This is a genomic window from Nocardia sp. NPDC003963 (genome assembly GCF_053605105.1).
The window spans coordinates 70,162-86,399 of record NZ_JBSGIP010000010.1 but is presented as its reverse complement, the minus strand read 5'-3'; the positions used below and the strand labels follow the sequence as shown (position 1 = coordinate 86,399).

The 16,238-nt window shown below is 66.8% G+C and carries 17 protein-coding genes; 7 read left to right on the top strand and 10 right to left on the bottom strand.

Annotated features, from left to right (window positions below):
* The first annotated feature begins 81 nt into the window (after nt 1-81).
* Entirely contained in the window at nt 82-354 is a 273-nt protein-coding gene (locus ACWEWT_RS19085; protein ID WP_452560619.1) for a hypothetical protein, read from the top strand.
* A 79-nt stretch (nt 355-433) separates the two neighbouring features.
* Here ACWEWT_RS19085 and ACWEWT_RS19080 read toward each other — a convergent pair whose 3' ends face one another.
* Entirely contained in the window at nt 434-1,519 is a 1,086-nt protein-coding gene (locus ACWEWT_RS19080) for an epoxide hydrolase family protein (RefSeq protein WP_452560617.1), read from the bottom strand.
* 88 nt (nt 1,520-1,607) lie between these two features.
* Here ACWEWT_RS19080 and ACWEWT_RS19075 point away from each other — a divergent pair, with 88 nt between their 5' ends.
* On the top strand, nt 1,608-2,255 hold the full coding sequence (locus tag ACWEWT_RS19075; protein ID WP_452560615.1) for a TetR/AcrR family transcriptional regulator: 648 nt from the start codon (nt 1,608-1,610) through the stop codon (nt 2,253-2,255).
* 28 nt (nt 2,256-2,283) lie between these two features.
* Here the strand turns inward: ACWEWT_RS19075 and ACWEWT_RS19070 are convergent, their stop codons facing one another.
* From ACWEWT_RS19070 to adh, 3 genes are all read right to left on the bottom strand, one after another.
* Entirely contained in the window at nt 2,284-2,769 is a 486-nt protein-coding gene (locus ACWEWT_RS19070; RefSeq protein ID WP_452560614.1) for a VOC family protein, read from the bottom strand.
* Nucleotides 2,770-2,930: 161 nt separating this feature from the next.
* Entirely contained in the window at nt 2,931-3,332 is a 402-nt protein-coding gene (locus ACWEWT_RS19065) for a DUF779 domain-containing protein (protein WP_452560612.1), read from the bottom strand.
* Nucleotides 3,332-4,849, bottom strand: a complete 1,518-nt coding sequence (adh, locus tag ACWEWT_RS19060; protein ID WP_452560610.1) for an aldehyde dehydrogenase — start codon at nt 4,847-4,849, stop codon at nt 3,332-3,334. Before adh ends, ACWEWT_RS19065 begins: the two co-directional genes overlap by 1 nt.
* A 1,014-nt stretch (nt 4,850-5,863) precedes the next feature.
* Here adh and ACWEWT_RS19055 point away from each other — a divergent pair.
* From ACWEWT_RS19055 to ACWEWT_RS19040, 4 genes are all read left to right on the top strand, one after another.
* Nucleotides 5,864-6,496 (top strand): DUF3558 domain-containing protein, encoded by a 633-nt coding sequence (locus ACWEWT_RS19055; RefSeq protein ID WP_452560608.1) that lies wholly within the window; start codon nt 5,864-5,866, stop codon nt 6,494-6,496.
* A gap of 1 nt (nt 6,497) precedes the next feature.
* Nucleotides 6,498-7,838 (top strand): hypothetical protein, encoded by a 1,341-nt coding sequence (locus ACWEWT_RS19050; protein ID WP_452560606.1) that lies wholly within the window; start codon nt 6,498-6,500, stop codon nt 7,836-7,838.
* Nucleotides 7,835-8,548, top strand: a complete 714-nt coding sequence (locus tag ACWEWT_RS19045; RefSeq protein ID WP_452560604.1) for an ESX secretion-associated protein EspG — start codon at nt 7,835-7,837, stop codon at nt 8,546-8,548. The genes ACWEWT_RS19050 and ACWEWT_RS19045 overlap by 4 nt, the downstream gene beginning before the upstream one ends.
* 76 nt (nt 8,549-8,624) lie before the next feature.
* Complete coding sequence (locus ACWEWT_RS19040; protein WP_452560603.1) at nt 8,625-10,025, top strand: class II fumarate hydratase; 1,401 nt, start codon at nt 8,625-8,627, stop codon at nt 10,023-10,025.
* A gap of 144 nt (nt 10,026-10,169) precedes the next feature.
* On the opposite strand, the gene ACWEWT_RS19035 is transcribed toward ACWEWT_RS19040, so the two are convergent.
* The 3 genes from ACWEWT_RS19035 to glpX all read right to left on the bottom strand — a co-directional run bounded on the left by ACWEWT_RS19035 (nt 10,170) and on the right by glpX (nt 13,160).
* On the bottom strand, nt 10,170-11,027 hold the full coding sequence (locus tag ACWEWT_RS19035) for an acyl-ACP desaturase (RefSeq protein ID WP_452560601.1): 858 nt from the start codon (nt 11,025-11,027) through the stop codon (nt 10,170-10,172).
* Between the two features lie 206 nt (nt 11,028-11,233).
* Complete coding sequence (locus ACWEWT_RS19030; protein WP_452560599.1) at nt 11,234-11,851, bottom strand: LGFP repeat-containing protein; 618 nt, start codon at nt 11,849-11,851, stop codon at nt 11,234-11,236.
* Nucleotides 11,852-12,116: 265 nt separating this feature from the next.
* Nucleotides 12,117-13,160 (bottom strand): class II fructose-bisphosphatase, encoded by a 1,044-nt coding sequence (glpX, locus tag ACWEWT_RS19025; protein WP_452560597.1) that lies wholly within the window; start codon nt 13,158-13,160, stop codon nt 12,117-12,119.
* A 129-nt stretch (nt 13,161-13,289) separates the two neighbouring features.
* On the opposite strand from glpX, the gene ACWEWT_RS19020 reads away from it, so the two are divergent.
* Complete coding sequence (locus tag ACWEWT_RS19020) at nt 13,290-13,859, top strand: DUF4245 domain-containing protein (protein WP_452560595.1); 570 nt, start codon at nt 13,290-13,292, stop codon at nt 13,857-13,859.
* Between the two features lie 36 nt (nt 13,860-13,895).
* Here the strand turns inward: ACWEWT_RS19020 and ACWEWT_RS19015 are convergent, their stop codons facing one another.
* From ACWEWT_RS19015 to ACWEWT_RS19005, 3 genes are read right to left on the bottom strand one after another with little or no spacing between them, the layout of a single operon-like run.
* Complete coding sequence (locus ACWEWT_RS19015; RefSeq protein ID WP_452560593.1) at nt 13,896-14,129, bottom strand: exodeoxyribonuclease VII small subunit; 234 nt, start codon at nt 14,127-14,129, stop codon at nt 13,896-13,898.
* A gap of 2 nt (nt 14,130-14,131) precedes the next feature.
* On the bottom strand, nt 14,132-15,484 hold the full coding sequence (gene xseA, locus ACWEWT_RS19010) for an exodeoxyribonuclease VII large subunit (protein WP_452560591.1): 1,353 nt from the start codon (nt 15,482-15,484) through the stop codon (nt 14,132-14,134).
* Nucleotides 15,481-16,206 (bottom strand): lipid droplet-associated protein, encoded by a 726-nt coding sequence (locus ACWEWT_RS19005; protein WP_452560589.1) that lies wholly within the window; start codon nt 16,204-16,206, stop codon nt 15,481-15,483. Before ACWEWT_RS19005 ends, xseA begins: the two co-directional genes overlap by 4 nt.
* Nucleotides 16,207-16,238: the final 32 nt, after the last annotated feature.

Sequence of the window (16,238 nt, the reverse complement as noted above, 5' to 3'; positions counted from 1 at the left end):
GTGGGTGCGCCACGCGGCGTCGTCCCGGCATCTCGCACCGAAAACGGGCCGGGACGCCGTTTCGGGATTAGAGTCGGCGATATGACCCAGCACGAGGAGTTGGACAAGCTCTCGTCGAAGGAGTTGCACGACCGCGCGGTCAAGCTCGCGGTGCGTCACGGTGATATCCGCTTCCTCTGGGACCTGCTGACCCGTATCCCGGCCGCGGAGGCCACCGCGGGACGGACGGGGGAGAGCGAAGCCGATATCAAATGGGTGGTGCCCATGCTCGACGACTACGCGCACGCCGGCGAAGGTGAACTCGCCGAAGCACTGCGCGGGTTCTATCTGGAGTATCTGAACCAGCATTCCTGACATGTTCGCGGCGGGCCGGGGTTCGCCCACGCCGATGGGTGGCGAACACCGTGTGCTCGCCACCCATCGATCGGACGGATCACGCGCCCCGCTGCTCGCCGAAGAACTCGGTGATCTCGGTGGCCATGAGATCCGCCGCGACATGATGCAGGTAATGGCTGTGCACCTCGTGTGTCCGCCAGGACACGATGTTGTGGTCGCGTTCGGCGAACCGGCGGATTCCGTGGAAATCGCCGGTGGATCCGCACAGTGCCAGCGGTACGGTCGACGGTTCGCCCGGAGCGGCGGCCCTGCTCTTCTCGAAGTAGTGCCGGATAGCCGAACCCGCGGTGCCGGTGAACCAGTGCACCGCGATATTGGCGATCACGAACTCGTCGTCCAGATCCGGGCCCAGCAACTGGCTGTTCCAGCCCAACAGGCCCGCCGGCGAATCCGCCAGCGCGTGCGCGAGCGTTTGCGGTTGCTGTGACTGCAGCACATTGAATCCCATCTTGTTCTCGACGAACCAGTTCAGCGTCGCCAGCGACTGCTGCTCGTCGGCATCCAGGTCCGCCATTTCGGAAGGGTCACCCGACGGGAACGAATACACCTGTGCCACATGCATACCCACTACCCGGTCGGGTGCGACCCGGCCCAGTTCGACCGAGATCGACGAGCCACCGTCGTTGCCCACCGCGCCGAAGCGTTCATAGCCCAGCCGACTCATGAGTTCCGCCCACGCCCGGGCGATCCGCTGATCGTTCCAGCCCTTCTCGGTCGTGGGTCCGGAGAAGCCGTAACCGGGTACCGAGGGGATCACGAGATCGAAACCCGCGGCGGTCAGTGGGTCGATCAGATCCACGAACTCGAGGAAGGTCCCGGGCCAGCCGTGGGTCAGGACGAGCGGGAAGCCGGCTCCCCGCTGTGCGCGTACCTGCAGGAAATGGATCCGCTGTCCGTCGATCTCGGTGACGAACTGGGGATGGGTATTGAGCCGGTCCTCCAACTTCCGCCAATCGAGTTGCAGCCAGTAGTCGGCCAGTGCGCGTACCCGGTCGACGCCGACGCCGTATTCGTCGCCGGAACCCGCGATCTGATCAGTCCAGCGAGTGCGCCGGAGCCGGTCGTGCAGATCGTCGATATCGGCCTGCGGGACCTCGATGCGGAAGGGCTGGATGGTGGCCATATCGAATCCTGTCATTGGAACGGAATGTTTTGTTCTGTTTGAAGAGTAGCAGAACGGAACATTCCGTTTCAAGTGCTATGCTCGGTACATGCCGAGATCCACGGAAACACCAGCTCACAAGCCTCTGTCCGGCCGCAGGGCGCAGGCCGCGCGTAACGACAGCCTCGTTCTCGAGGCGGCCCGGGAGGTGTTCCTGGCCGAACCGAAAGCGCCGATCGCGGCCGTCGCGGAACGGGCGGGGGTCGGGATCAGTGCGCTCTACCGGCGCTACCCCAGCAAGGAGGCCCTACTGCGCACCCTCTGCCACGAAGGGCTGCGCCGCTACAACGCGGAGGCCGACGCCGCGCTGGCCGAACCGGACGGCTGGCAGGCGCTGGTGGGATTCCTGGAGCGGGTCGTGGACGCCGATGTGCACTCGTTGACGGTCCATCTGGCCGGCACCTTCACGCCCGACCCCGGAATGCGGCCCGACGCCGAGCATGCCGACACGGTGAATACCGAGCTGGTGCGCCGTGCGCACGAAACCGGCAGGCTGCGGGAGGGTGTGACACCGCAGGACATCGGTCTCGTCCTGGAGGCGTGCGCCGCCGTCGCCCTGCCGGACAAGGAGCGCGCCGCGCAATTACGTCGCCGGGTACTGGCCGTGCTGATCGACGGATTGACCGCGGACGGCGATCTGCCCGGTCCACCACCGCGACCGGGTGAATTCGCCTGGCGCTGGAAGAAACGCGCCTGAACGTCACCCGGCCCGGTGGGGGATCGGATCAGCCGCGCTGTTCGCCGGCGTAGGCCGCCCGCATCACTCGCAGATCGATCTTCTTCATCTGGTACATGGCGGCCAGTGCGCGGTCGACGGCCGCCGGATCGTCACCGGAGAGCAACTCGTTGGCCTCACTGGGCCAGATCTGCCACGGCACACCGTATTTGTCGTTGAGCCAGCCGCACTGGACCTCGGCGCCGCCGTCGGCGAGCAATGCCTCCCACAACCGGTCCACCTCGGCCTGATCGTCGCAGTTGACCAGCAGCGACATCGCATGTGTGTAGTGGTAGTCACCACCCCCGTTTATCGCGGTGAACTGCTGGCCGGCGAGTTCGAAATCGACCAGCATCACCGTTCCCGCCTCCCGCATCCCCGCCTCGGTATAGCGCTGGACCGTGGTGATCTTCCCGTCCGGGAACAACGAACAATAGAATTCCGCGGCCTCCTCGGCCTGGGTGTCGTACCAGAGATTGGTGACGATCTTCTGCATGGCGAACCTCCTCGGCGAACGGCTGGTTGCACTGACGACGGAACCCGGAGCGGGAATTGATCGGCTCCGGCGGGATCCGATCGATGATCCGGTACCGGCCCGGCGCATACGGCCCGACCCGCCGGGCCCGGTCGATCGCGATCAGGGCCCGGCTGGGCTCGTCAGTCGGAGATATCCGCGCCCGTCAGCGGTGGCCGGGCGGCTTCGAGGCGGAGGAACTCCTCGTCGGTGAGCAACCGCGACCGGATCAGGAACCGGACGCCCTCGGGCGCCTCCAGGGAGAACCCGCTCCCGCGCCCGGGCACCACGTCCACCGTCAGATGGGTGTGCTTCCAGTACTCGTACTGATCCGCACTCATCCAGAACGGGGTGTCCACATCCACCCGGCCGAGCAGCACATCCTGTGCGCCGACCCGGAACTCACCGCGCGGATAACACATGGGTGCGCTGCCGTCGCAGCAGCCGCCGGACTGGTGGAACATCACCGGACCGTGCCGCTCGATCAACTCGTGCAGCAGATCGGCGGCGGCGCCGGTGAGTTCCACCCGGTTCGGGTCCGGCATCAGAAGAACCCGAGCTTCTGCGGTGAATAGCTGACCAGCAGGTTCTTGGTCTGCTGATAGTGGTCCAGCATCTGCGCGTGGTTCTCGCGGCCGATACCCGATTTCTTGTAGCCGCCGAACGCCGCATGCGCCGGATAGGCGTGATAGCAGTTCGTCCACACCCGCCCGGCTTTGATACCGCGACCGAGCCGATAGGCGGTATTACCGTCGCGGGTCCACACCCCGGCGCCCAGACCGTACAGGGTGTCGTTGGCGATCTTCAGGGCCTCCTCGGTGGAATCGAAGGTGGCGACCGAGACCACCGGCCCGAAGATCTCCTCCTGGAAGATACGCATATCGTTGCTGCCCTTGAAGATGGTCGGCTCCACATAGAAGCCGTCCGGATAGCCCTCGACCGATCGCGAACCGCCGCCGGTCAATACCTCGGCGCCTTCCTTCCTGCCGATATCGATATAGGACATGATCTTCTCGAACTGGTCGTTGCTGGCCTGCGCGCCGATCATGGTCGCGTCGTCGAGCGGATCACCGCTGACGATCGCCTTGGTGCGTTCCACACAGCGAGCCATGAACTCGTCGTAGATCGACGAATGGATGAGCGCCCGCGACGGACAGGTGCAGACCTCGCCCTGGTTCAGCGCGAACATCACAAACCCCTCGACGGCCTTGTCCAGGAAATCGTCGTCGGCGGCCATGACGTCCGGCAAGAAGATATTGGGGCTCTTACCACCCAGCTCCAAGGTGACCGGGATGATGTTCTCGCTCGCATACTGCATGATCAACCGGCCCGTGGTGGTCTCCCCGGTGAACGCCACTTTCGCCACCCGCGGACTCGACGCCAGCGGTTTACCGGTCTCCACCCCGAACCCGTTCACCACATTGAGCACGCCCGGCGGCAGCAGATCCGCGATCAGCTCCACCACCTTCAGGATCGACGCCGGGGTCTGCTCGGCCGGTTTCAGCACCACCGCATTGCCCGCCGCCAGCGCGGGAGCCAATTTCCAGGTGGCCATGAGAATGGGGAAATTCCACGGAATGATCTGCCCGACCACGCCGAGCGGTTCGTGGAAGTGATAGGCGATCGTATCGGCGTCGATCTCGCTGATCCCGCCCTCCTGGGCGCGAATGGCACCGGCGAAATAGCGGAAATGGTCCACGGCCAGCGGGAGATCCGCGGCCTTCGTCTCCCGGACCGGTTTTCCGTTTTCCCACGTCTCGGCGACGGCGAGCGCCTCGAGATTCTCCTCTATCCGATCCGCGATCTTGTTCAGGATATTCGCGCGCTCGGTGGTGGAGGTGGCCCCCCAACCGTCGGTGGCCGCATGCGCGGCATCGAGCGCCAACTCCACATCCGGCGCGGTGGAACGCGCTACCTCGCAGAATGTCCGGCCGTCGACCGGTGACGGATTGTCGAAGTACTTACCTTCGACGGGCGCGGTCCACTCGCCGCCGATGAAATTGTCGTATCGGGCGGCATAGCTGACGATGCTGCCGTCGGCACCGGGCTTGGCGTAGGTCATGACGAACTCCTCGAAGTGGATTCATGCGGTACGCGGAGGCCGAAGCGAAGGCGGAGGTATCGCATCATGACGAACTCCTCGGTCGACTCGGGCGCTGAACGCACGCCGGATAAAGAGTGATGTACCTCACTATGCCGCTTATGTGGCGGCGGCACGCGGCGTTCGCGGTGAATCGCAGGCCCGATTTCGCGGGTGGAAAGATCGTGGCAGGTACGCGCACCGGTGGGTGGGAAAACCCGAGTTGACGGCGGTGAACGGTGGGGCACGGTCGTACGGGGACGGAGTGCGGCCGGGTCTGAACGGCTACTCCGGTCATATCGAGAACCTATCGAGGGCATCACCGGGCAATTCGACGCGTTGCCCGCCGAAGGAGCCGCTGTCGACCGAACCCGCAGAGTCGCGAGCTCGGTCGACAGCGTTCGCGACCGCGGTGCTCGACCGGCCGCCACCGGATGTCCCGTCGGTGCCGCCACCGTTCTCGGACGCAGGCTGCCGAGACCGGGCGAGCGATTGTGCGGAGATGCCGGACGAACTCCGATCGGCGGTTCGGTCGGCGGTGACGGCGATTCCGGAGGATCGGCGGAACCGAGGTGGGATCGGTTGCGTCCAGTAGGGTGAGTGAAGTTAACGGAAGGGCGGGCCGAGCGGTATGGATGTGGGGCAGGGGACCGCTACCGCGCTGTATCAGCAAGCTGTGGCGGGGACATTCCGGATGGAGCGGGGGGCTGCGGAGCGGTGCGCGGCGGTATACACCCGGTTGGTCGATACATGTCTGGACGAGCAGGTCAGACGTGCGGATCGTTTGTACGAGACAGCTGGGTTCGGGGGTTTCGGCTCATCACAAGAGCTTCAGGCGGGATTCGCAGGCAAGGGGAGTTCGACTGTCGAAGCGTTGGTCGGTCTGAAGGAGGCAGCGCTTCGAATGGCGGCGGCTTTTCTGCAAGCCGGTGGTGCATTCGAGGAAGCGGATTCCATGAATAGGCGCGCTATACAGGCGGCCGGTGAGGGCGCGGTATGAATAAACGTCAGAAAGTAAATTCGGTAGCGATATCGGGCATTTTCGTCGCTGCGTTGGCTAGTTGTTCCGACGGTGCCGGGTCGACGCAATCCCAGGTCTCGACATCTGCCGAAGTGCCGGTTTCCTCGACGTCGCAGACTTCTTCTGCCCGACCCACGCTGACCGAACCTCGACTGCAGCCCCCGACCCAGGAAAACGAAGAAGGTCGCCCCGAGGTTGTATTCGACCCGTGCACATGGATCGGCGACGCGGCTGTTCGTGAGGCGGGACTCGATCCGGTCTCACGCCGGCGCGGCGATGACACTGTGGCGGAGTACACCTTCTTGACCTGTGATTTCAAGGGTCCACTGCGCGATCTGCAAATAAATTCCGGGAATGTTTCCTGGGAAGAAGATCTGCAGAAGAATTCTTCGCACAGCGAGCCGATCACCGTGAACGGCAGGGAAGCACTTCTCGTACAGGATCCGCAAGCGCAGAGAGTCTGCAGTATTCACGTGCGTACCGAGGTCGGATTCGTGATGTTCAGTTCCGCGCGTACATTCGAAGGATCCGAGGCGGGCCTCGAACGATGCGACGGAGTTCTGGAGATCGTCACAGCTCTGGAGCCGGAGATCGGAGGGGGTAACTAGCGTGACCACAGACGACACCGATCCGCCGCTGGGACAATTCGGCCCCCCGCTCGGTATCAATCCAGAGTCGGTGCAGCAGCGCATTGCTGGTCAGCAGAGTTTCACCGGCGCACAGCTTTTCGGGTCACAGGTCTCTCATGGTGGGCAAGATGCGGCATACATCACACGGATGGAACAGTTCGAAGGGTTTTCGCATCAAGAGATCTTCGACAAAGTCGACCAGATGCGGCCGCGTGCGATGCACGATGTCGCAGACAAATACGAGTTGATAGCAACTTCTCTGGGTGGGGCACTCTTCGGTGCTCATCTTGCTGTGCAGCGTGAACTATCCGATGGTATGGACGGACAGTTCGCTGACGCCGCAAACGAGGCCGCGCGCAAGTTCTACGACCAAGCAACCGACGTGCAGGAAGTAATCCGCGCTGTAGGTCTGCGGATCCAATCCGCTGCGTACGGCGCCGAGGTTGTGCGAAAGTCGGTCCCGCCCATTCCCGGCCAGGGACCGAGCGGGAACCCGGCGATCGCCACGTCCGTGGTCGACCCGGCCCAGATCGCCCAGACAGTGGTCGGTGCTACGGACCCTGCCGCTGCCGCCGCGCTCGACCGGTTCAAGGAAGAACAGCGGTTGGTCGCCGTCGAAGCCATGAACCTGGCCTACAAGCCCACCTATCAACCGGCCGGTGACGGAGTGCCGACGTTCGTGCCGGTTCAGGCGCCCGGTGACGGAACGGATTCGCCCGTCCCGGGCGGGACCTCGACCACCGGTCCGGACGGAACCGGTACGACCGCCTCCGGTGACACTCCGGGTACCGAAACGCCCGGAGAGAGCGAGAATCCCGGCGAAAGCACGGAAACCGGCGGCGACGACGAGGATTCGCAGACCACGACGGCGGGCGCGACCGAGGATCCGGCCACCCGGCAGCCGAACACCACCACCGGTACCCCGACCGGCGACCCGCAGCGCACCACCCCGTCGACCACGACGACCGGTTCGCCGTCGGTGCCGTCGGGTTCGCCGTCCGGGACTCCGGGTGGCGCCCCGCAGAACCAGGCCCCCGGCAAAACCGTTCCGGGAGCTCCCGGAACTCCCAACACCTCCACCGGCGGCCCGGCCGCGGCTGCCGCGGCCGCGAAACGGGGGATGTCCGGGATGCCCGGCATGATGTCGCCGGGCGCGGGTAAACGCGGTGGTGAGGACGACGACGAGCACAAGACTCCCGATTATCTGATCAAGGATCGGGAGGAGGAGTTGTTCGGTCCTCGGATCGTGGCGCTGGGCGGGGTTCTCGGTGCGGACGCGCCCGCCGCGCAGCCGGCCGATGATCGCGGGGATCGTCGGTGAAATGGGAATTCACCCCGGACGAGTTCATGCACGTCTGGCAGGAGACGGGTAAGGACCGGTATCCGTACCCGCTGGAAGTACGGTCGTCGGTGCGCTGGGAGGACGAGTTCCAGCGGCTGGTGGCGCGGATCGCGACCGCGTATCCGCGTGGCGGCGATCCGGATCTCACCGCCGCGTTACGCCTCGCCGCCGACCCCGAGTACACGCTCACACTGTCCGGTAGCCGGCGCCACCGGATTCGCGCCTACGGTGGGTTCGCCGGGAACATCGCGGTCACCGCTGTGCAGTTTCCGGGTACCGCAACGGATTTCGACGGGAAGTTCGTGATCCAGACCGGTACACCGGCGATCGTTCCCAAGATATTCCTGCAGATACTCGGTGAACTGCCCAGGGGCACTCGGGCGCCGCTCGTGGAGAGTATCGATCGGCTGCGGGACACCTACGAGGTCTGGAACGGCGGTAGACCCCAGCCCGCGGACCGGATGCGCCGGCTGCTGAAGGCGCCGCGGACGGGCTCCGGTTTCCTGGAGGCGCGCCATCGGTTGCGGGAGCCGGATCCGCCGCCACCCCGCTATCTGAGCTGGTTCGACGTGGTCGACGACGGCCGCTACATCTACCGGCACCGCTATCAGGATTTCCATATCGATCCGATCTCGCACGCCGATCTGGGGCGCGAACTCGACCGGCTCGTCTCCACCGGGCGCGACTAGGTGGAGGGTGCCCCGGTGACCCATGCCTCACGCGTGGCACGCCGACATCGCCCGGACGCGGCATAGGGTCGGAATCATGAGCGAGGAGAAGCAGTACCGCATCGAGCACGACACCATGGGCGAGGTCCGCGTTCCGGTGGACGCGTTGTGGCGTGCCCAGACTCAGCGGGCGGTGGAGAACTTTCCGATCAGCGGGCGCGGGCTGGAGCGGGCGCAGATCCGGGCGCTCGGATTGTTGAAGGGGGCCTGCGCGGTGGTCAACCGCGACCTGGGACTGCTCGACGCGGAGCGGGCGGCGGCGATCGTCGCGGCCGCCACCGAGATCGCGGAGGGCCGCCACGACGAGCAGTTCCCGATCGATGTGTTCCAGACCGGGTCGGGGACCAGTTCGAATATGAACGCCAACGAGGTGATCGCCTCCATCGCGGCCGGCCACGGGGTCACCGTGCATCCGAACGACCATGTGAACATGTCGCAGTCGTCGAACGACACCTTCCCGACCGCGACGCATCTGGCCGCCACCGAGGCCGTGATCAAGGATCTGCTGCCCGCCCTCGAACATCTGCGGCTGGCGCTGCTGGACAAGGCGACCGAATGGCGCACGGTGGTGAAATCGGGGCGTACTCACCTGATGGACGCCGTGCCGGTGACACTCGGTCAGGAGTTCGGTGGCTACACCCGGCAGATCGCGGCGGGAATGGAACGCCTGCTGGTGACGCTGCCGCGGCTGGGTGAACTGCCGATCGGTGGTACCGCGGTCGGGACCGGCTTGAACGCACCCGCCGAGTTCGGTGGGAAGGTGGTGGCCGAACTGGTCCGGGTCACCGGGCTCGACGCGCTCACCGAGGCCGAGGATCATTTCGAGGCGCAGGCGGCGCGGGACGGCCTGGTGGAGGTATCCGGGGCATTGCGGACGGTCGCGGTGAGCCTCACCAAGATCGCCAACGATATCCGCTGGATGGGGTCGGGTCCGCTGACGGGGCTGGGCGAACTGCAGCTGCCCGATCTGCAGCCGGGTAGTTCGATCATGCCGGGGAAGGTGAATCCGGTACTGCCGGAGGCGGTCACCCAGGTGGCGGCGCAGGTGATCGGAAACGATGCCGCGGTCACGTTCGCCGGTGCGGGCGGGCATTTCGAACTGAACGTCTACATCCCGGTGATGGCACGTAATGTGCTCGAATCGATCCGGTTGCTGGCGGCGGTGTCACGGTTGTTCGCCGACCGGTGTGTGCACGGGCTCACCGCGAATGTCGAACGGCTGCGGACGCTGGCCGAATCCTCCCCGTCGATCGTGACCCCGCTGAACTCGGCGATCGGCTACGAAGAGGCGGCGGCGGTCGCCAAACAGGCACTGCGCGAGCAGAAGACGATCCGGCGGACGGTGATCGACCGTGGGCTGATCGGGGACGGTCTGAGCGAGGCCGAACTCGATCGCCGCCTGGACGTCCTGTCCATGACGAATATCGACAAGGACTGAAGCGGCAACGCCGGAAGCCGGCGCTCGGCTACCCGTCCGTGGTGCCTGCGGTATCGGTACGGCTCGCCGACGGCCATCCGATTGCGCTGCCCGCTACCGGGGCGGCGCGATCGCTGATCAGCGATTGCGCCGCCCCGGGCGGATTCAGGACCGGAACCGGGCGAGTTCCTCGCGCGCCGCTTCGCCGGTCTCGCCGAGATCGGTGCGGCCGAACACATCCCAGCGCCGCAGCAGGGGCGCGAAAACCAGTTCGTCCTGCTTCGCCGGATCGTAGATACCGGCGTCGGCCAGCGCCTCGTGGCTGCTCCGGCCGTCGGGCAGGGTGAGCGACGGGACCCGGAACGCGGCGACCTGGTCGGCGACGGCCCGCATGGCCTGGTCGGGGGCTTCGGCGAAACCGGCGGCGACGAGGTCGGCGAATACACCGGCCTGCCGCTCGTCGTCCGTCGCGATCCGCTCGCTGATCGCGGTGATCAGCGGGTTCTCCCCGAGCGCGGCCGTATTGCGGTGCCGGATAGCGGCGGCGGTCTCCTCGAACGCGCCCGCGGCCAGCACATCCAGCAGATGTAGCGGCTCGCGCCGGAAACCGTCGGTCATATGGCCCATCCGCAGCCGCTCCAGCTCCACCGGGTCGCAGGCGCGGGTGACCATCAGGTAGTTGCGGATCAGGATGGAGTGCCGGGCCTCTTCCGCGGTCCAGCGGCCGACCCAGCGCCACCACGCACCGGTGCGCAGGTATTTGCCGACCTCTCGGTGATACGAGGGCAGATTGTCGGCGATCAGCACGCTCACGGTGAGCGCCAGCCGGGCCGTATCGCCGAGCTCGGATTGCGAGGAATCCCAGTCCTCGCCGCCGAGGAAGGCGAAGTTGCGGCCGTCGTCCCACGGGACGAAGTCGTGCGGCTGCCATTCATCGGCGATCTCGGTATGACGCCGCATGGTCAGTTCCACCTCTACCGCGAGTGATTCCAGCAGGTCGCGGTCGGTCAACAGTTTCTGCACGCACACACGGTAGCGGGTCGCGCGGAATATGGGGTGAGCCGCCGGGTCGGGTTGGGGGATATGGGCGATCGGGCCGCACCGGGTGGGGGTCGCGCACAATCGGCACCGCCCACCTGATGTGAACGCGGATTCCGGGCAGCGGGCCGCCGGACCCCGGAACAGCGGCGGGGCGGCTACCGTAGTGGCCGCCCCGCCGCTGTCGTTTCTCAGTTCTCGGTGACCGTGGTGGCACGGTCCGAGGAGTTCCAGGTGATGGTGCCGCCCTCGAACTGGCTCTGCTTGCCTTCGGGGGTGTTCTCCTCGTCGGAGGTCGGGAAGCCGAGTTGGCCGTCGGCGCCGCCGTTGGACTCCCAGGCTTCACGGATATCGCCCCAGACGATATGGGCTCCGGTGTCTTCACTGAAGAAGATGGTGCCGCCGACGAAGTTCTGGTACCTGCCGCCGTCACCGGCGACCTGCTCTTCGCCTTCGGGCATCCCGAGGGTGCCGGTCGGGCCGCCCGCCTCGGTGTATTTCTGATAGATGCTGCCCTTCACGGTGACCTCGTTGCCGTCCGGGGTCTGCACGGTGGTCTCGCCGGCATCGGCATTGGGGTCCTCGTCGGGGGTCGCCGAACCCTCGGCGCCCGTCGTCTCGGTGGCCGAGCCCTCGGCGCCGGGAGAGGTGGACGGTTCGCCGGTGCCGCCGCCCGGCATGACCGCCGAGGTCATGGAGCCGACTGTGTCCGAAACCGAGGTGTCGTCGTCACCGCAGCCGGTGACGAGCAGGCCCGCGGCGGCGAGTGCCATGGTGAATCCGGCCGAACGTCGAGCGAAGTGGTGCATGTCCATCCTCTCGCGACAGGCCGGCGTGATGAGGACTGGTCCTGGTGGTTCATCACTCCGGCTGTGGGTTCGGCAACGCAACGGCTACCAAGAACGAGACCCGCGACGCTGCCAGTTCCGTGGCCACGCGGATATTACCTGCAACAGGCCAGGAAATGGCCGGATGCCGAAAATTTGCCGAGTGTGGCGAACGGGTCCGCCGTCCGCGATCGGAGGGGAATCCGGGGCGTGGTCCGGAACCGGCGGCCCCGGACCACGCGGGGAGTCAGGGCAGCGGCGGAGCGGCGTGCTCGTCGCCGTGGAAATCGACCGACGAGTATTCGCGCAGTTTGGTGAGCCGGTGGTAGGCGTCGATCATGCGCACCGTGCCCGACTTGGACCGCATCACGATGGAATGGGTGGACGCGCCCCCGCCGTAGTACCGGACCCCGCGCAGTAGATCGCCGTCGGTGACGCCGGTGGCGCAGAAGAAGACGTTCTCCCCGGCCACCAGATCCTCGGTGCTCAGCACTCGGTCCAGATCGTGACCCGCGTCGATCGCCTTCTGCCGCTCCTCGTCGTCCTTGGGGGCCAGTTTGCCCTGCAGCGCACCGCCCATACAGCGCATCGCGGCGGCGGCGATGATGCCCTCGGGAGTGCCGCCGATGCCGACGAGGATATCGGTGCCCGAATCGGGTCGTGCGGCGGCGATGGCGCCGGCCACGTCACCGTCGGAGATCAGCCGGATGCGGGCGCCGGCGTCGCGGATCTCCTGGATCAGCTCGCCGTGCCGGGGCCGGTCCAGCACGCATACGGTGATATCGGAGACCGACGCCTTCTTGGCCTTGGCCACCCGGCGGATGTTCTCCCGGATCGGCAGCGAGATATCGATGACATCGGCGGCATCGGGGCCGACGGCGATCTTCTGCATGTAGAACACGGCCGACGGGTCGAACATGGCGCCGCGTTCGGCGACCGCGAGCACCGAGATGGCGCCGGGCGAACCCTTCGACATCAGGGTGGTGCCGTCGATCGGGTCGACGGCGAAATCGACCTCGGGACCGGTGCCGTCACCCACGTTCTCGCCGTTGTACAGCATGGGCGCTTCGTCCTTCTCGCCCTCGCCGATCACCACGATGCCGCTCATGGAGACCGAGCTGACCAGCTGCCGCATGGCATCCACGGCCGCTCCGTCGCCGCCTTCCTTGTCACCCTTGCCCACCCAGCGGCCCGCTGCCATGGCTCCGGCCTCGGTGACGCGGACGAGTTCGAGCGCGAGGTTGCGATCGGGTGCCTCGCGGCGGCTCGAAGCGTTCGAAGATGCCGTCATAGCGGGTGCCTCCTAGGTTGTGTAACTTGCCGTAATTGTCGCATCGCCGGAATGCGCGCCGGTGATCACCTGGTACGGCAGTACCGGGGGCGGCGGGACCCCGCCCCCACCACGATGGATACTGGAACCGTGCCGAACAAGAAGCCACGCATCATGAACGACTACCGGGATCTGGTCTGGTCGCTGATCCCGTTGGTGCTGATCGCCGTGGTGTTCGCCGGACTGACCAGTCAGTGCAGTTTCGCCGCGACCGGCCCGACACAGGGCACGATTCCCAGTTTCGACGCTCCCGCGGCGCTGCGCTCGGACGCGCAGAACCTGCATTTCCCGATCCGCGAACCGGCGTTGCCGCCGAACTGGCAGCCCAACTCCGGTAGTCGCGACACCATCACCGAACGCGGCGGCGGCACGGTGAGCACCATCGGATACGTCACCGGTGCGGGTACCTATATGGAACTCGACCAGAGCGACGCCACCGAGGAAGTACTGGCCGGGCATATCGCGGGCGGCCGGTACCCCTCGGGCACCCGGGATATCGCCGGGCAGAAATGGGTCGTCTACGAAGAGCCCGGTGCCGAACCCGCATGGGTCGCGGATTTCGGTACCAGTCGCGTGCTGATCAGGGGCGCCGGTAATACCGAAGCCTTCGAAACTCTGGCCACCGCGGTGGGGGCGGCGCGGCCGCTGCAGGCCTCGTAGCCGCGACCGGCAGCACCGCGCGGGGAAGACCGCCGGTCAGTCGCTGTCGCCGGATTCGGCGAGCGCGTTCTCGATCCGCTGCCGTGCGCCGGCGAGATGTTCCTCGCAGCGGTCGGCCAGCGCTTCGCCGCGTTCCCACAGCGCCAGGGCGTCGTCGAGATCCATCCCGCCCTGTTCCAGCATCTTCACCACATTGGCCAGCTCGTCACGAGCGCGTTCATAGCCGAGACCCGCGATATCGGCCAGGTCTTCGGCGCTGGTGTCGGACACGGTCAGGTCCTCTCGGAGTCGTCGGGGCGGCCGGTGGTCCGGCGGGCGGGGGAGCCGTGGTCGCCGAGCGGGGTGGTGCCGAGCACGGCGGCGGAGATCGCCCCGTCGCCGACCCGGATACGCAGTTGGCTCCCGGCCGGGGCCTCGCCGATCTCGCGCACCACATGCCGTTCGGGCCCGGTCACCCGCTGTACGACAGCGTAACCGCGGGCCAGGGTCGCGGCCGGACCGACCGCGGTCAGCTGACGGCGCAGATGGCCGGAGTTCACCGATTCCGCCCGGACCAGGTTCTCGACGCTGCGGCGGGCCGCGGTGCGCAGCCGTTCGACCTCGTCATGCCGGTGACCGAGATCACGCAGTGGATCGGCCAGTACCGGCCGTGAGCGCAGTTGTTTCAGCGCGGCGGTCTCCCGTTCGACCCAGCCGCGCAGCGCGGCCGCGGACCGGGCCCGCAGTTCGCGCACGGTCGCGGTCTCCGACGCGGCGTCGGGGACGATCCGTTTGGCGGCATCGGTGGGCGTCGCGGCCCGCAGATCGGCGACCAGGTCGGATATCGGGGAATCGGGTTCGTGGCCGATGGCGCTGACGATCGGAGTGGTCGCGGCGACGATGGCCCGGCACAGGGTCTCGTCGGAGAACGGCAGCAGATCCTCGACGCTGCCGCCGCCGCGCGCCAGCACGATCACCTCGACCGCCGGGTCGCGATCCAGCGCGGTCAGCGCGTCCAGGATCTGCGGGACGGCGGACGGTCCCTGCACCGCGGTGTTGCGGACCGCGAAGCGCACCGCGGGCCAGCGGTCCCGGGCCACGCTCAGTACATCGTGTTCGGCGGCGCTACCGCGCCCGGTGATCAGTCCGATCGTGCCGGGCAGGAACGGGACCGGGCGTTTGAGCCGCGGATCGAACAGGCCCTCCGCGTCCAGTAACGCCTTGAGTCGTTCGATCCGGGCCAGCAGTTCGCCGACGCCGACCGGGCGGATCTCGGAGATCCGCAGGGACAGCGTGCCGCGGCCGGGAAAGAAGGAGAGTTTGCCGTACACCACCACCCGGCTGCCTTCCTGCAGCGGAACGGCAGCGCTACGCAGCAGCGCGGGATCGCAGGTCACCGAAAGCGACATATCGGCGGCCGGGTCGCGCAGGACGAGGAAGGCGGTGCGGGTGCCGGGCCGCAGATTGATCTGGGTCAGCTGCCCCTCGACCCAGATACTGCCGAGCCGGTCGATCCACTGGGCGACCTTCATCGACACCGAGCGCACCGGCCACGGCTGCTCGGCGGAATTGGCGGGGGCGGGTGCCTGCCCGGGTCGGCCGGAACCGGTCCGGCCGGCCGCGGACGCGGGATCGGCCTCGGTCACTGGGCTCGCACGGTGGCGATCCGATTGGTCAGCATGGTCACGAACGCCGCACGCTCCCGGGTGCGCTGCTCGTAGTCCAGCAGGGCGACCAGATCGGCGACCGTGAGTGTGCGCAGCCGGCCACGCAACTGGGCGAGGGTCATATTCGGGTAGTCGTAGCGGACGCCCACCTCGGGGAGTTCGGGCTCGGGTTCGGCGACGGGTTCGGGATTCGCCGAGGCGGCGGATTCGGGGCCGTCGACCGCGGCGGCTTCGGCCACCACCTCATCGCTCAGGGGGGCGGCACCGATATCGAAGGTGGCCTCGGTATCGAAGGTGTGCGCGGCGGATACCGTGCTGCCGTTGTTCTGGATCGCGCGCAGGCCCGCCAGGGTTTCCTGCAGGGCCAGCTCCACCTCGGCCGGATCGGATTCGAAGCGGTCGAAACCGCTGCTGCGGCTGCGGCCGGTGGTGCCCGGCTCGCGGGTCGGCAGGTCGTCGTCCTCGTCGAAGGTGGCCCATTCGGGCTGTTCCTCCGGGCGGTTGACGATCCGGTCGAAGACGGCGTCGCCCTTGATCGCGAGACTGGTGACGAACTGCTGGACGTGCATTCCCGTCTGCAGTAATTGGCTTACCGCGGTGAGGGGTAATTTCGCCGCGGTCGAGGGCAGCCGTCGCGTCTCCTCCAGGACGTAGACGGCGGCACCGGCGGCGACTCGGGCCAGGAACGGTGGTCGAAACATGGTAATAGCCTGCCCGATATGGCGTGGTCCGC

Bases quoted from the DNA above. Each gene is read 5' to 3' on its own strand.
- ACWEWT_RS19085 (WP_452560619.1), top strand. From the start codon at position 82: ATGACCCAGCACGAGGAGTTGGACAAGCTCTCGTCGAAGGAGTTGCAC.
- ACWEWT_RS19080 (WP_452560617.1), bottom strand. From the start codon at position 1,519: ATGGCCACCATCCAGCCCTTCCGCATCGAGGTCCCGCAGGCCGATATC.
- ACWEWT_RS19075 (WP_452560615.1), top strand. From the start codon at position 1,608: ATGCCGAGATCCACGGAAACACCAGCTCACAAGCCTCTGTCCGGCCGC.
- ACWEWT_RS19070 (WP_452560614.1), bottom strand. From the start codon at position 2,769: ATGCAGAAGATCGTCACCAATCTCTGGTACGACACCCAGGCCGAGGAG.
- ACWEWT_RS19065 (WP_452560612.1), bottom strand. From the start codon at position 3,332: ATGCCGGACCCGAACCGGGTGGAACTCACCGGCGCCGCCGCCGATCTG.
- adh (WP_452560610.1), bottom strand. From the start codon at position 4,849: ATGACCTACGCCAAGCCCGGTGCCGACGGCAGCATCGTCAGCTATGCC.
- ACWEWT_RS19055 (WP_452560608.1), top strand. From the start codon at position 5,864: ATGAATAAACGTCAGAAAGTAAATTCGGTAGCGATATCGGGCATTTTC.
- ACWEWT_RS19040 (WP_452560603.1), top strand. From the start codon at position 8,625: ATGAGCGAGGAGAAGCAGTACCGCATCGAGCACGACACCATGGGCGAG.
- ACWEWT_RS19030 (WP_452560599.1), bottom strand. From the start codon at position 11,851: ATGCACCACTTCGCTCGACGTTCGGCCGGATTCACCATGGCACTCGCC.
- glpX (WP_452560597.1), bottom strand. From the start codon at position 13,160: ATGACGGCATCTTCGAACGCTTCGAGCCGCCGCGAGGCACCCGATCGC.
- ACWEWT_RS19005 (WP_452560589.1), bottom strand. From the start codon at position 16,206: ATGTTTCGACCACCGTTCCTGGCCCGAGTCGCCGCCGGTGCCGCCGTC.